General features: G+C 38.2%; 13 protein-coding genes. 3 read left to right on the forward strand and 10 right to left on the reverse strand.

Translation table 11 applies throughout. The annotated features are described in order from the left end of the window. Window positions 1–23: 23 nt before the first annotated feature. The 6 genes from MOO44_RS01125 to MOO44_RS01150 all read right to left on the reverse strand — a co-directional run bounded on the left by MOO44_RS01125 (window position 24) and on the right by MOO44_RS01150 (window position 5390). A complete protein-coding gene (locus MOO44_RS01125; protein WP_260115761.1) occupies window positions 24–797 on the reverse strand; it encodes an ABC transporter permease in 774 nt (257 codons plus the stop codon). Further along, entirely contained in the window at window positions 787–1578 is a 792-nt protein-coding gene (locus MOO44_RS01130) for an ABC transporter permease (protein ID WP_260115762.1), read from the reverse strand. The genes MOO44_RS01125 and MOO44_RS01130 overlap by 11 nt, the downstream gene beginning before the upstream one ends. Next, complete coding sequence (locus MOO44_RS01135; RefSeq protein WP_260115763.1) at window positions 1578–2558, reverse strand: ABC transporter ATP-binding protein; 981 nt, start codon at window positions 2556–2558, stop codon at window positions 1578–1580. The genes MOO44_RS01130 and MOO44_RS01135 overlap by 1 nt, the downstream gene beginning before the upstream one ends. A 108-nt stretch (window positions 2559–2666) precedes the next feature. Then, window positions 2667–3167 carry a hypothetical protein gene (locus MOO44_RS01140; RefSeq protein ID WP_260115764.1) on the reverse strand — a complete coding sequence of 167 codons (501 nt, stop codon included), beginning with the start codon at window positions 3165–3167 and terminating at the stop codon, window positions 2667–2669. A 307-nt stretch (window positions 3168–3474) separates the two neighbouring features. Continuing rightward, the gene (locus MOO44_RS01145; protein ID WP_260115765.1) at window positions 3475–4263 is read right to left on the reverse strand and encodes a PhzF family phenazine biosynthesis protein; all 789 of its coding nucleotides are present in this window, start codon (window positions 4261–4263) and stop codon (window positions 3475–3477) included. Window positions 4264–4448: 185 nt separating this feature from the next. Further along, the gene (locus tag MOO44_RS01150; protein ID WP_260115766.1) at window positions 4449–5390 is read right to left on the reverse strand and encodes a phosphoglycerate dehydrogenase; all 942 of its coding nucleotides are present in this window, start codon (window positions 5388–5390) and stop codon (window positions 4449–4451) included. A 227-nt stretch (window positions 5391–5617) separates the two neighbouring features. Between MOO44_RS01150 and MOO44_RS01155 the strand changes: the two genes are divergently transcribed. Further along, complete coding sequence (locus MOO44_RS01155) at window positions 5618–5818, forward strand: CsbD family protein (RefSeq protein ID WP_260115767.1); 201 nt, start codon at window positions 5618–5620, stop codon at window positions 5816–5818. A 123-nt stretch (window positions 5819–5941) separates the two neighbouring features. Here the strand turns inward: MOO44_RS01155 and MOO44_RS01160 are convergent, their stop codons facing one another. From MOO44_RS01160 to MOO44_RS01175, 4 genes are all read right to left on the reverse strand, one after another. Next, a complete protein-coding gene (locus MOO44_RS01160; RefSeq protein WP_260115768.1) occupies window positions 5942–6883 on the reverse strand; it encodes a phosphoglycerate dehydrogenase in 942 nt (313 codons plus the stop codon). A gap of 200 nt (window positions 6884–7083) precedes the next feature. After that, a complete protein-coding gene (locus tag MOO44_RS01165) occupies window positions 7084–7698 on the reverse strand; it encodes a cadmium resistance transporter (RefSeq protein ID WP_260115769.1) in 615 nt (204 codons plus the stop codon). A 185-nt stretch (window positions 7699–7883) separates the two neighbouring features. After that, entirely contained in the window at window positions 7884–9212 is a 1329-nt protein-coding gene (locus tag MOO44_RS01170) for a sensor histidine kinase (RefSeq protein WP_341482916.1), read from the reverse strand. Further along, window positions 9209–9901, reverse strand: a complete 693-nt coding sequence (locus MOO44_RS01175) for a response regulator transcription factor (RefSeq protein WP_260115770.1) — start codon at window positions 9899–9901, stop codon at window positions 9209–9211. Before MOO44_RS01175 ends, MOO44_RS01170 begins: the two co-directional genes overlap by 4 nt. A gap of 133 nt (window positions 9902–10034) precedes the next feature. On the opposite strand from MOO44_RS01175, the gene MOO44_RS01180 reads away from it, so the two are divergent. Together MOO44_RS01180 and MOO44_RS01185 are read left to right on the forward strand one after the other, a co-directional pair. Next, window positions 10035–12317 carry a glycosyltransferase family 39 protein gene (locus MOO44_RS01180; protein WP_260115771.1) on the forward strand — a complete coding sequence of 761 codons (2283 nt, stop codon included), beginning with the start codon at window positions 10035–10037 and terminating at the stop codon, window positions 12315–12317. 19 nt (window positions 12318–12336) lie between these two features. Further along, window positions 12337–13314 (forward strand): glycosyltransferase, encoded by a 978-nt coding sequence (locus MOO44_RS01185; RefSeq protein WP_260115772.1) that lies wholly within the window; start codon window positions 12337–12339, stop codon window positions 13312–13314. The last annotated feature ends 685 nt before the right edge of the window (window positions 13315–13999 follow it).

A 13999-nucleotide genomic window follows, 5' to 3' on the forward strand; every position in this document is an offset into this window, starting at 1 on the left:
TTCATTCATAAAAATCTCCCTTTCTAATTAGTGCTAGAATAATAATTTATGCTGATATTCCAAAAAATTTTGCTGGCAATTAATGCAATAATTGATCCTACAGATAGTAATAATATATCAGTTAAGCTTACTCCACTTCTTAATAAAGCTTCAGTTGGAACACTGGTAGTAATAATAATTGGTAAAAATAAATAATAAAAAAATTTACTACTAATTTTAAATGATTTTGCTGGAAATTGATTTAAAGTCAATAATGATAAAAATAATTCATGAATTTCATTAAGGTTAACTAACCAAATTGAAATTGTCATAATTATGAACCATAAACTATAACCTAAAACAAAGCTGAACAAAACCAAAAGGATATAAAGTAACCCGTTAATTACTGAGAATTTAGTATTAATCATTAACAAAATAATTGAAGGAACAATACCAGCTAAATTCCCAAAACTAATCTCACGGAAAGAAACTAATAGTTGACTATTTATCGGTTTTAGTAGCAATCCGTCTAATGTACCATTGCGAACCAGACTTGGAATTGCCGCTAAATTATTAATACAAAAAGTAAATAATAGTGACTTTATAATTTCACTAGTACAAATAATTAAATAGATTTGTTTAATAGAGACGCCTGGAATGCTATACGCACTAGCATAGATGTATTTATAAAAATAAATTGTTATAACGAACCACACAAGATTATCAAATAGATTCAAAAAAAATTCTGTACGATAAATTAAGAATTTTGCTATATTGATTTTCCAAATAGATTTTAGTATTTTTAAATTATGATTCATTACCTTCAAACCTCTTTAATCCTAGCAACCAAAATAATCTTATTAAAATCAGAAAAATGAATATCCAAATAATTGAGATAATAAATGCAGTAATATATTCGAATGATGGTAGTGGTTTTAGAAATACCTTTAATGGAAAGTATGCAATATAAGGAAAAGGAGTGTATTGAATAATATTATAAATTGAGTTTGGAAAAATACTAATTGGTAAAATAGCGCCTGATAAAAATTGAACGATCATATCAAACGTATAAGATAATGAAGCAATTTCAACAATGAAAAACGAAGCAATCATTATTAGGTAAAAAGATAGAAATGATAAAATAATTGCTATAGAAAGAAAAATCACAAACATTAAAACACAACTCCAACTACTGAAAAATAAGCGTTTGAACATAAAAAGATAAACGATTAATATTACTGGTATTGTCATTAATAGTTTTATTAAAACATCTGCTAAATGGGAAGAAAAACGATAAAAGAAGTATGAGATAGGCATAACTAAAAATTTAATAATATCTCCATTTCTAATATCAGAATTCATCTCCCACTGAAAATCTGGAGTAATGCAAATGATCATAATACGACTAATTAGGTAATATGTAATCATTTGATTTTCTGTAAAACCACCAAAGGTGTTCTTAGTATTATAAATGGAATTCCACAAGATTATATAACCTATTAAGGGAATAACTCCAAATAAAATATTCAATATTAGAGCACCTCGATATTGTATATTAGTTTTTAATTTTAATTGAAAAAAATCATTATATACTTTCATTATTTCTTAACACCACTTACATAAATTTCTTCTAAGATATCTTGGATTGTTAGTTCTTTTAATGCATAACTATGAATATTATTTAATTTACCTACTAGTTGAATGTATTTATTTACTTCATTAGTAGGAACTTTTAATGATAAGCGATGGTTACTGGAACTATATACGTTTTTATTGAAATCTTTGACAACTGCTTTAACATTATTTAATTCAAAATTCAAATAAATGTTTTCTTTAGTAATTTTTTCTAAATCGTCAATTGGATTATCATATATTTTATTACCGTGTGACATAATTACAACGCGATCAGCAAGATACGAAATATCATTCATATAATGACTGGTTAATATGATTGTAGTGTCATGCTTTTGCTTATACTGCAATAGGAATCTGTGAATATCATTTTGCGCAATAAAATCTAAACCAATTGTAGGCTCATCTAAAAAAAGAATTTTTGGGTGATGAATTAATGCACAAATAAGTTCGCATTTCATACGTTCTCCTAAAGATAAATTTCTAGTAGGAGAATCAATGATATTATTAATCTTCAAAGTTTTTAATAATCTGTTTAAAGAATTATTAAAATCTACATCTGATAAATTATAAATTGATTTATACAGTATAAAAGTTTCACGAGGGGATAAATCCCACCATAATTGACTTTTTTGTCCCATAACGACTCCAATTTGACTTAAAAATTGTTTATCTTTCAAAAATGGATTATAACCAAGTACATTTACACTTCCATTTGTTGGTTTAATTGTTCCATTCATAAGTTTGATTAATGTTGATTTTCCTGCACCATTTTCACCTAATAACCCAATAATTTCTCCACTATGAATCGTTAGAGAAACTTTGCTTACAGCTGTAACTGTTTCATATTTTCGTTTGAATAACGATTTTATATATTCTAATGAATTACCTGAAACAACATTGCGTTTATATTTCTTTGAGATACTTTTTAACTGAATATTATCCATTTACAGACACTCCATTTTGTAAACTTCAGCATATATGCATCCAGATTGAAATCTTCTACTTCGCATAAGGATGATTGAGGGATGGAAATCGCTTTGTTGTATAAATTTTTACTTTAGAGGATCCGTCTTGTATACATTTTCCAATTTAACACGTTTGAGTGGACCAACGTATTCCCAAGATTTATCACTATACTTGACCCATGCCTTGACCTTTTTACCACTTTTTTGAAATTTAACTAGATTTTTACCCGTATCTTGGATATTTTTAGTGGATTTAACCTCATAAGTATTACTACCAATTTTTTTGTAATAAGGATAACCAATAATTGGTGCTCCACCACCAATGGTAACAACGCCTTTACCATTATTATGAAATTTATAAAATCCGTTACCAACTCCATTATTATCAGCAAATATAATTTGTCTATAATAATATCCATTCTTTTTATCAAATTTTTTCGTACTCATCCATGGCTTATATGGGTTTACCTTGGCAAAACTTGGTATCCCCTTATACCATTTACTAGCATTTGCAGATGCAAATGAAGCTTCGGTAGTTAATATCATCACTCCGACCATTGATGCGGTCATTAATTTACTTATTTTCATATAAAATCCCCCCAATATTATTAAGATGAGAAGTAGTATATTGACCTAAAAATTCCGTAAGCTAGCACTTTGTTATTGTGCATATTAACATGCTGTCTCATAAATCCAATAGATTTGCTGTTTCATTATTTAACATAGGATCTGATTAGATTATACCGAATTTAAAAATTTTGTACATAATTTAATCAAAGCAGATTTTAACTAGCTAAGAAAAAATTTAAAAAAGTTATGTTTCTTAAAGATACTAAAATCCCCCTAAGCAAACAACTTAGGGGGAGCTTTTTAACATATTAATATCAACTGTCCACTAATTTAAACTTGAATTTAAATCACCGGTCGAGTAAATTACCGCCTTACCAGCCAACTTAGTGGTAGTGCCCTGGTAGTTACAATACAGTACTCCGGAGCGTTGTGATGCTTGAAAAGCAGTTAATTCATCCTTACCGAGTCGCTTGGCCCAATATGGAATGATATGACAATGACCACTTCCGCAAACCGGGTCCTCGGGGACGTTTAGCTTAGGGGCAAAGGAGCGTGAGACGCAATCATAGTCCTTTCCAAGAGCAGTTACGTTTTGCAATAGACCATCTAAGCTCTTTAACTTCTCTAAGTCGGGTTGCATCGCCCTTATCTGTTCTTCATTTTCAAAGACTGCTAATAAATCCCGCCCTAGGTAAGCTTCCGTTGGCCTTACGCCGAAAGCTGCTGTCATTTGGTCGGTTACTGGGACTGATTTGAGTTCATACGAAGGAAATTCCATTTCATATAAATCATCTTTTTTCGTGACTCTTAATGGGCCACTTTGCGTATTAAAAGTGATCGTATCACTACTTTTGGGTGCATCATTTTGAAAAATGATATAGCCAGATGCTAGGGTGGCATGTCCGCAAAGCTCAATTTCACCACCGGGGGTAAACCATCGTAAATCATATTCAGCATCCGCTCGTTTGATCATAAAAGCCGTTTCGGAAAAGCGGTTTTCCATTGCAATATTTTGCATCACTTGATTGGTTGGCCATTCATTCACTGGACAAACTGCGGCGGGGTTACCATTAAATAATTTATCGGTAAAAGCATCGACAACGTACATTTTCATATAGATTCACTTCCTTTTAAATAGTTTACCCATAAGATGATGGTAAATCAATTGCTTCCATTACAAAGAATTTGAATTTAAATGAAATGTAATTGGCAAAAATGTATTTAGCCGGATTTGCAGGCTTTGAACCTTAATAATAAAAACACCATCTAACCCAAGATGGTGTTTTATAACTACATTAACTATTTAACTTCATTAACTGGGGTAACTGGTTTTTGAGCATTGAAAACGTTCATCACGTTATCCAATGCGGTATTGGCCATTTGACTCCATGCTTCCTTAGAGTGACCGGCACAATGGGGAGTTAAGAAAACATTCTTAAAGTCACGGAGCGGGCTATCCATTGGGAGTGGTTCTTCATCGTAAACGTCCAGCGCTGCTCCAGCAATTTCATGGTTCTTAAGGGCAGCGACTAAATCGGATTCGTTCACTAAGGGGCCACGACCGAGGTTTAATAGGTAGGCAGAATTTTTCATTAACTTAAATTCATCCTTAGCAACCGTGTTGATCGTCCCCTTAACAGCTGGGAGGTGGAGGGTAATAAAGTCAGCCGTTTTAAAGATCTCATCCTTTGAAACCATCTTACCGTAAGGGGTATCACGAGGGGTACGGTTGTAAATTAAAACGTTCATCCCAAATCCAGCGGCCATTTTAGCAACAGCTTCACCAATGTGACCATAACCGATAATCCCAAGCGTCTTACCGCTGATTTGAATCGCCATCTTATTTTGACCGTATTCGCTATCGCCCTCACGCATTGAATGGGAGACATTGTATGAATCCTTGGCAAGCGTCAATAGGTCATTCATTACGTATTCAGCAACGGCAACGGAGTTTCCACCAGGAGTGTTAGTGACCCAAACGCCGTGTTGAGCAGCGACATCTAGGTCCACATTATTGTAACCAACTCCTTGTCTTGCAACGATTTTTAAGTTAGGTAATTGGTCGAACATGGAATTAGGAAAGGCGCCTTCCATTAAGATAATCCCATCAACATCTTTAGCTTGCTTTAAAATATCATCAGGCTTTTGGCTAGCTAAGACGACTGGTTCAATGTTGTTATCCTTCATTCGTTGGTCAATAAATTGATCAATTGCGGGGGTTAATAAAACTTTCTTGGTCATACAAATTCATCCCTTTATCATTATTTGTACTTTTAAACTACACTTCAATTTATCAATAGTCAAAGAGATTGCCTATTGATTGGATTTGAACCAGTGATGATAAAGATTACGTTTAAAAAAGTATAACAATTGTTTAATTTGTTGATAAACAGTAAGCATTAATGGAACCATTGTTGCAAAATGGGATTAAAATAAACGTAGGTTCAAATTTAAGGGGGACGATCAACATGAGTTTAGATGATGAAAAGGATAAATTAAAGGGTAAGTTTGATGAAGCTAAGGGTAAATTGACCGGTGATAAGGTGACCGAAGCCAAGGGGAAGGCAGAAGGATTCTTAGGTAAAGCTAAGGATGCAATTGACGGAGAAGTCGATAAGGTCAAGGATAAGTTTGCTCATGATGATGATCATTCTGACCAAGATCATTAATGATAATGGATGGGGAGCCGCTGGTGGGTTGCCCATCTTTTATTATCGTTAAGGATGAATTAATTGGTGAAGATTGAACGGATTGATGCGAAGCCGATTACATAATTACCAAGTCTTTTAGGATTATTTCACTTCGTTAACTGGACTGATTGGTTTTTTCCCAGCAAAAACATTTAAGATATTATCGAATGCTTGGTTAGCCATTTTAGACCAAGCCTCTTCAGTGTGACCAGCATAGTGAGGAGTGATAAAGGCATTTTTTAAGTTGCGGAGGGGACTATCCATCGGCAGCGGTTCAGTTTCGTAAACGTCCAGCGCAGCACCAGCAATTTCACGGTGCTGCAAGGCCGTAATCAGATCATTTTGGTTAACCAGTGCCCCTCTGCTAAGGTTTAATAGGTATGCTGATTTTTTCATCATTTTAAATTGTTCCATCGCTACCATATTAACGGTTTGGGCCGTAGCTGGAAGGTGTAAGGATACGAAATCAGCTCTTTTAAAGATTTCTTCCTTAGAAGTCATTTTGCCGTAAGGGGTATCCCGGGGAGTACGGTTATAAATTAAAATATCCATATCAAAACCAGCTGCCATTTTAGCAACCAACTGGCCGATGCTACCGTAGCCGATGATGCCGAGCGTTTTATGACTAACTTCAGTGACTAGTTCGCCACTACCATACGCACTATTGCCCTCATGCATTTCTTTGGAAACGTTGTAAGAATCCCTTGCTAGGGTCAACATGCCATTGATGACCCCCTCAGCAACTGCTCTAGAATTTCCCCCGGGGACGTTGGTTACCCATACGCCATGGGCGGCAGCAACGTCTAAATCAATGTTGTTATAGCCAATTCCCTGCCTAGCAATGATCTTAAGGTTATGGAGGTGGTCAAACATGGCGTTGGGAAACGCTCCCGACATTAAAATGATTGCATCTACATCAGTTGCAAATTTTAAAATGTCAGCTGGTTTTTGGCTGGCAATTACGACTGGTTCAATTCCATGCTCCTTCATTCGTTGGTGGATAAACCGGTTGATGCCAGGAGTTAGTAGTACTTTTTTAACCATGTATATCATTCCTTCCGTGTCATTATTATTATCAATTATAAGTTACTCTGGTTTTTAATTACAATTAATTACCACCTTATCAACATCAATTATTTGGGATCTTAATAGGGATCGGGCAACGAAGCCGCTTGATCATCATTAGCTGTGGGAGTTATTTGAGATAATTAAGGACCGTTGAATTACTCAACGGTCCTTTTAAATTAGGAAATGAATTGAATTAGTTTTGTGATGGTGTCAGATTCAACCATGATAAAGATCCCGATACCAATGTAAACGATTGCTGTAAAAATATCGCCGTACTTTTGTAGTAGTGTTTCGATTACCGGTATTTTGACAAAGCAGATGGCTAGCACAAAAAAGAGGTTTAACATGGCAAAAAAGGTCATCAGAATGACTACTAGCTCACCCCAGTGATTAACTTGTGCAAAAATGGGGACGTAAATACCAATGTTATCGGCACCACAAGTCGTAATCGTGATAATCGTTACGCTTAAAATAAGGTTATTCTTAGAAAGGCGCTTCACTACCTGTTCTTGTTCATCTTCTGAATTAAGCTTAAATAGGATGTATGCGCCAATCATGATGGGGATGATTCCCAAAAGGCCCAGAACCCATTTTTCCGGGATCAAGCGAGCACTAATGGAAAACATCAGGCTAATGCTAACTAAGCAGATGGTTCCCAAAACGTCCCCTAGATATACTTTAAGGCGTTCCTTAGTAGTTTGGTAGAAGGTCAAAACGGTCATTAAAATTAAAATGTAATCGATCCCGGTGGAAAGATAAGCAGTGATGCCGGTCAAAATTGCATTGATCATCTTTGGTCTCCTTTAATCTGTCATATTTTTCATATGTTAATTCTAACATATAATCATATAACAATAAAGTTATATGTAACGTAATTAAATTAATTGATTTTAAGGACTAATTAACGGCACCCACTAGGCTTTAATTCGGAAATTAGGCATAAAAAAATAAGTTGAATTGCAAATTTCAACTTATTTTATAATCCCAATGGAATTTGAATTTCAAATACGGTGCCCTTTGGTTGTTGATCACGAACGCTAATCTTACCATGGTGTTCTTTTACGATCCACTGTGCAATTGCTAGGCCCAATCCGTGGCCACCGGTCGTGGGGGTTCTGGAGGGGTCAGTACGATAGAAACGTTCAAAGATGTGTTGCTTATCATCATCAGGGATTCGATCACCGGTGTTACTAATGCGAATCGTGAAGTGGCGTTCATCGTTTAAAATGGTGATGCCGATGCTGTCGCCAGCTTGGGTGTATTTAAAAGCATTGTCAAAAATAATCGTTACTAGTTGCTTGATCAAATCTGGATCGATGTCAGCAGTTTGGTTAGTTTCGATAAATGATGTAAAGGCCTTGCTTTGGCTAGCGGCAATCTCTGAATATGGCGGCAACATGGATTCGAACCATGGCTTTAGTTGAATCGGTTGTTTTTGAATCTGGATGATGTCAGAATCTGAGCGGGCCAACGTTAATAGCCGGTCAGTTAAAATCTTTAGGTGCCGGGTCTCATCCAGAGTGGTTGAGACTGCATCAATTTCACTTAGGATCGTTGCTTTGGGTTTGGTTAGCATGGCTTCCATCTGATTTTGAATCACTGTTAATGGCGTCCTAAGTTCATGGGCAGCGTTAGAGCTAAACTCACGCTGCCTTTGCCAGGATTTAATGATCGGCTTCATACTTGAACGGGAAAGTAGAAAGGCAACTGCAATTGCCAATAGCCAAAACGCAATCAGGGTTACGATCAATGCCTTTTTAAAGCTATTAATTGCCAAAAGGTCGCTATCCACATTTTCCAGGATTAATACATATTTCCCCGCTGAGCGTTTGTCAGGTGCTGATTTAGGCACTTTGATCAATAACGAACGAAAGTGACTGGTAATGCTGTTATATGTTAACGTCATGTCTTGAATCTTATTCAAGGTGGCTTTATTCAGTTTGGCCTTGCTGAGGAGCTGGTAGTTCCGATTCCCAAGCGCCGCGGCGTTTTCGATTTTCCCATGCTCATCAAAGATAATTTCATTGGTTCGAAAGGGGCTATTGACCGATGGGGGCTGGGAAAAGTCACGACCGTCACGAATGGTTGGTGGCCCCATCTTATGACTAGGTTGTTGGTTATTCATTTTAGTGAGTTGTTGTTTTTGAACCGTTAAACTGTGGTCGATGTTGCGGTATACAGATTGACTAAAGAATAGGTAGATGATTAATCCTAAGCTTAAAAAAAGGATCGCAAACGCTACTAATTCATTAATAAAGAGGCGCCGTTGTTGTTTTCGTTGGGGATTATTAGCCGCCATGTTCATGATGCTTCCTCCGTTTCAAATAGGTAGCCAACGCTTCTGATCGTTTTGATTGGCTGCGCACCTAAGACCGTTTTAATTTTTTTACGGAGGTTGCTCATGTAAACCTCCACTACCGTTAGGGTCGTTTCGGAATCAAAGCCCCATAAGCGGTCAAAAATTTGATCTTTAGTAATGATAATATCTGGATTTTGGAGGAAGTAGACTAATAAATCGTACTCCTTGCCGTTTAATTGGACCGGTTGTTGATTAATCTTGATCGTACGGTTGCTAAGGTCCACTTGAAAGGGTCCGACCGCTAATTGATTATTATTACCGAGGTGGCCACTACGTTTGAGTAATGCCTTGACCCGGAGGAGCAATTCCTCACGGTGAAATGGTTTGGTCAAATAATCATCAGCACCGGTGGAAAAGCCCTGGACTTTATCGGCAATGGTGTCCTTAGCGGTTAGAATTAAAACTGGCAGACTCAAGTGGTCCTCATTACGCCAGTGTTTTAAAATATCATAGCCATTTTTTTCTGGCAGCATTAAATCTAAAATGGCAATATCATAAATATTATCCTGGCCCATTTGTTGGCCAGTAATTCCATCGGTAGCGATATTGACATCACCGATGGGCGCTAAGAAGTCAGCAATGCTCTTAGCAAGGGTTAAGTCATCTTCTACAATTAAAATTTGTAAGTTTGGCATTTGATTCACTCCTAATAACAACCATTGTAACCGGAAACGGCATGAATATCATTTTAATTTTGGTTTTTAAGGTTAATTTATGGTTCGCGTTTTACACTATGGTTATTCAAATTCGAAAGGAGCATGATGTGCAATGCCAGATCAATCAAGTCAATCAGATCAATCAAAGCAAGTTGAAACATCTCGAACTGAGCAGTTCAGTGCAAGAACTCGACCGCGCCAGTTTCGAATAGACTGGTTCTTAGTAGCAACATTGTTGCTCGCCTTAGTCTTATATTCATGGAAAATTTGGGAGGCCGGAAGTGCTAATGACTTCTATACGGCTGCCATTACTAGTATGACCCAAAACTTTAAGAATTTTTGGTACGCTAGTTTTGATCCAGCTGGTTATATTACGGTCGATAAGCCACCGGTGGCCCTATGGTTCATGGCCATTAGTGCTAAAATCTTTGGGGTACACCAATGGAGCGTAGTGCTTCCGTCAGTCCTGTTTGGACTCGGTTCGGTATATTTAATGTATCGACTAGTGAGACCTAGATTTGGCCGGGTAGCCGGGAATTTAGCGGCACTTGCAATGACGCTGACGCCGATTGCAGTGGCGGATTCAAGAACCAATAACATGGATGCAACGTTAATTTACTTCCTGTTATTTGCAATCTACATGCTACAAAAAGCGGTGGATAAGCAAAAACTATGGTACCTAGTAGCTAGTTTTGGGATTATCGGAGTCGCCTTTAACGTTAAAATGTTACAGGCCTTCATGATCCTACCAGGAATGCTATTGTTCTACTGGTTAGCTTCCCACCATAATTGGAAAAAGAAGTTAGCCCATTTATCTGCAGCTACCGTTGCGTTGGTGGTTTTCACACTCATCTGGCCAGTCTCAGTGGATATGACTTCCGCTAGCAAGCGGCCGTATGAAGGTGGTTCTGAACATAACTCAGTGTTAGAATTAGCATTTGGTTATAACGGAACCGAACGGCTCTTGGGCCAAACCACTGGAACCGGTGGCGCCTTCCCAGGAATGGGAAGTAACAGCAAGTCTAAGTCCAACACGGGGATGCCACAGGGTGGCCAACCTGGTGGGACAACCAATGGGAATAGAAGAACTACTAATGGCCAACCCGGTGGGACGCCTCCTGGCGGTACGCAAGGTGGCAATCGTCGTGGTGGCGGTGCCATGGGTGGTGGTGGCGCCGGTGGAGCGTTTAACATCGGAACTGCCGGTCCATTGAGATTGTTCCAAGATCAATTAGGGCCGCAAATTAGTTGGCTATTGCCATTCTCAGTCATTGGGATGATCAGTGCCTTTGCATTCTTCATCGATCGCAAGCGCAAGTGGTATCAACTAACGGCCAATCAAAAGCAGGTCGTAATGTGGGCCGGTTGGTTAGTCCCAGTTTATGGCTTCTTCTCCGTTGCTAGTTTCTTCCATCCATACTACACGATCATGTTAGCACCACCAATTGCCGCGTTCTTCGGAATTGGGGTCGTGACAATGTTCAAGCAACTAAGGGCTGCTAATTGGAAGGATTGGAAACGTTACTTACTGCCACTTGCAGTGACCGCAACCGCATTCTTCCAAGCTTGGTATGTAAGTAGTTACTATGCTTGGGCAAGTTGGTTATTGATCTTTGCCGGAATTGGGTTTGGCTTGATCCTATTAGTCAAACCAGCTAAACCATTGCGTTCCCTTACGATCGGTGGATTAGTCGCCATTTTATTAGCACCCGCATTTTGGTCAGCGACCCCAGCGATTGCCGGTGAATCTGCTGCCATTCCAACGGCTGGCCCCGACCTATTGAGCAGCAATGGTCAAGGCGGTGCCGGTGGTGGCGTTGGAAACGGCACGGTGAACACGAAGCTACTTAACTACCTTGAAAAGCGCCAGGGCAACGCGAAATACCTCTTTGCAACTGACGATTCAGGAACTGCTGCGCCATACATTATCAAGACTGGTAAAGCAGTCATGGCAATGGGTGGTTTCAATGGGACCGACCCGGCAATTACGTTGAGTAAGTTCAAGCAACTAGTTAAGAATGGTGAGATTAAGTACTACTACGCAGGCGGGAAGTCTGGTTCTGCAAATAGTGCGATTGTTAACTGGATCAAAAAGCATGCAAAGAAGGTCAAAGCCAGTGATTACGGTGGGACCACGACCACGACTGGAAATGCCAACTCTGAAACCAATGCAAAATCAACAAATAGACAACAAACAATGGGCCAAATGCCTTCACAAAGTGGTAGAATGAAGGGTGGTCCAAACATGAGACAAAATGGTAAGTTCAATGGTAAGCGTCCATCAATGAAACCATCTAGCACCAAGGGTAAGCAGAGCCAACAAATGCCTACTGGTGGTGGCATGATGGGTGGTAATAGTGGCACGCTTTACGACTTATCATCAATTTACAAATAAAATTACAGGAGGTTAGGGCATGGCAAGAAATGAAAATCCTTTAATATCAATTGTTCTGCCAGTCTACAATGAAGAGGCTGGGATTCAACACACGATTGAAATTTTAGAAAACTATGTTGCCAGCCAACCTGAAGAATACGAAATCCTTTTTGTGGATGATGGTTGTGTGGACCGGAGCGCCGCAATGATTCAGGAAGCTGAACAACAATACGACAACATCCGCTTAGTTCAATTTTCACGGAACTTCGGTCACCAAATTGCAATTACGGCTGGAATTCGATATGCATCGGGGGATGCAGTCGTGGTCATGGATGCCGATCTACAAGATCCACCATCCGTGATTCCCGCAATGGTAAAACAGTGGCAAGATGGGTATGATGTTGTATACGGAAAGCGGCTCCAACGGGATGGTGAAAGCTGGTTCAAGAAGTTCAGTGCCTCAGCGTTCTACCGGATTTTACACCGGCTGGCCAATATTGACATTCCATTGGATACTGGTGACTTCCGGTTAATGGATCGCAGAGTCGTTAACGTATTAGCTAAGATGGACGAACCTGATCCGTTCGTTCGCGGGATGGTTAGCTGGGTCGGCTTTAAGCAAACCGCAGTGGAGTACGAACGTGACGAACGAACTGCCGGCACGACTAAGTACCCACTATCCAAAATGTTACACCTTTCGATGAATGGAATTACTTCATTTTCAGATGTACCATTGAAGCTAGTGAACGTGATCGGGGCGATTGTAATTGCCATCGGATTGGTTTATGGATTTATTTCCCTATTCACCGGTTTTGCAACGTTGCAATTCGCGATCGTATCAATGTTCGAATTATTCGGAATTTCGTTATTGATGGTTGGCATCGTAAGCGCATATCTGTACCGCATTTTTGAAACGTCACGGGAACGGCCGTTGTACGTAGTTGCGAAAACTTCTGGTTTTAAACATCCACGTCAACACCAACCCCAACCAATCATTAAAAAGGTTAAATCAATGTAATTAAAGGAGCGTGTCCGGTGGGCATGCTCCTTTTTTATGGATTTAAAACCAAAAAAAATACCTGATAGCCATCTATTAAATGACTATCAGGTATTTTGATTAATGTGAATCTGATCTAACGAAATGGTGGAAACACCTCACTTTTTATTTTGAGAACGTTAAGCAACTAAATTGATTGAAATCCTTTTGATTAATGAAAATAGTGACACCTTCTAAGTGATTATTTTTTGAATGGGATGAATCAACTAAAAACAATGTCTTTGAACACCTACTTTAAATTTAAACTCCGGAAACGGACAACTAAACGATTTGGTACTTGCGTGGTTTGCCTCCTAAATTTAATTTGGTGTGAATCAATTTGCCTATGTTGCTGGAAACACCTCCAATGAATTTACTATGCGGTCTTACGTTTGAATTCCATTGGTAACACCCTCTTTGTTGCTTATTTGATTTGTTGTTAATAAGATATACCATTTCGATTAGAAAGTAAAGGGTTTTAATTAAAATATTTTAATTATTTTTCATTTGTTTTTAATTGTAGTGCAAAAACATTGCTATTTCGGCATTGATGACCAGTTTAAATTAAATATGATAAAATTAATTATTAAGTCAATTAATTAGATGGGAGTGTTTAAAATCGCAGTTTCGGTAATTTCGATCTGTATCACGTTATTTTTTATTGGGA

Origin of the sequence: Nicoliella spurrieriana (assembly GCF_023380205.1) — a bacterium.
In the GTDB taxonomy this organism is placed as follows: domain Bacteria; phylum Bacillota; class Bacilli; order Lactobacillales; family Lactobacillaceae; genus Nicoliella; species Nicoliella spurrieriana.

Bases quoted from the DNA above. Each gene is read 5' to 3' on its own strand.
- MOO44_RS01125 (WP_260115761.1), bottom strand. From the start codon at position 797: ATGAATCATAATTTAAAAATACTAAAATCTATTTGGAAAATCAATATA.
- MOO44_RS01130 (WP_260115762.1), bottom strand. From the start codon at position 1,578: ATGAAAGTATATAATGATTTTTTTCAATTAAAATTAAAAACTAATATA.
- MOO44_RS01135 (WP_260115763.1), bottom strand. From the start codon at position 2,558: ATGGATAATATTCAGTTAAAAAGTATCTCAAAGAAATATAAACGCAAT.
- MOO44_RS01140 (WP_260115764.1), bottom strand. From the start codon at position 3,167: ATGAAAATAAGTAAATTAATGACCGCATCAATGGTCGGAGTGATGATA.
- MOO44_RS01145 (WP_260115765.1), bottom strand. From the start codon at position 4,263: ATGAAAATGTACGTTGTCGATGCTTTTACCGATAAATTATTTAATGGT.
- MOO44_RS01150 (WP_260115766.1), bottom strand. From the start codon at position 5,390: ATGACCAAGAAAGTTTTATTAACCCCCGCAATTGATCAATTTATTGAC.
- MOO44_RS01155 (WP_260115767.1), top strand. From the start codon at position 5,618: ATGAGTTTAGATGATGAAAAGGATAAATTAAAGGGTAAGTTTGATGAA.
- MOO44_RS01160 (WP_260115768.1), bottom strand. From the start codon at position 6,883: ATGGTTAAAAAAGTACTACTAACTCCTGGCATCAACCGGTTTATCCAC.
- MOO44_RS01165 (WP_260115769.1), bottom strand. From the start codon at position 7,698: ATGATCAATGCAATTTTGACCGGCATCACTGCTTATCTTTCCACCGGG.
- MOO44_RS01170 (WP_341482916.1), bottom strand. From the start codon at position 9,212: ATGAACATGGCGGCTAATAATCCCCAACGAAAACAACAACGGCGCCTC.
- MOO44_RS01175 (WP_260115770.1), bottom strand. From the start codon at position 9,901: ATGCCAAACTTACAAATTTTAATTGTAGAAGATGACTTAACCCTTGCT.
- MOO44_RS01180 (WP_260115771.1), top strand. From the start codon at position 10,035: ATGCCAGATCAATCAAGTCAATCAGATCAATCAAAGCAAGTTGAAACA.
- MOO44_RS01185 (WP_260115772.1), top strand. From the start codon at position 12,337: ATGGCAAGAAATGAAAATCCTTTAATATCAATTGTTCTGCCAGTCTAC.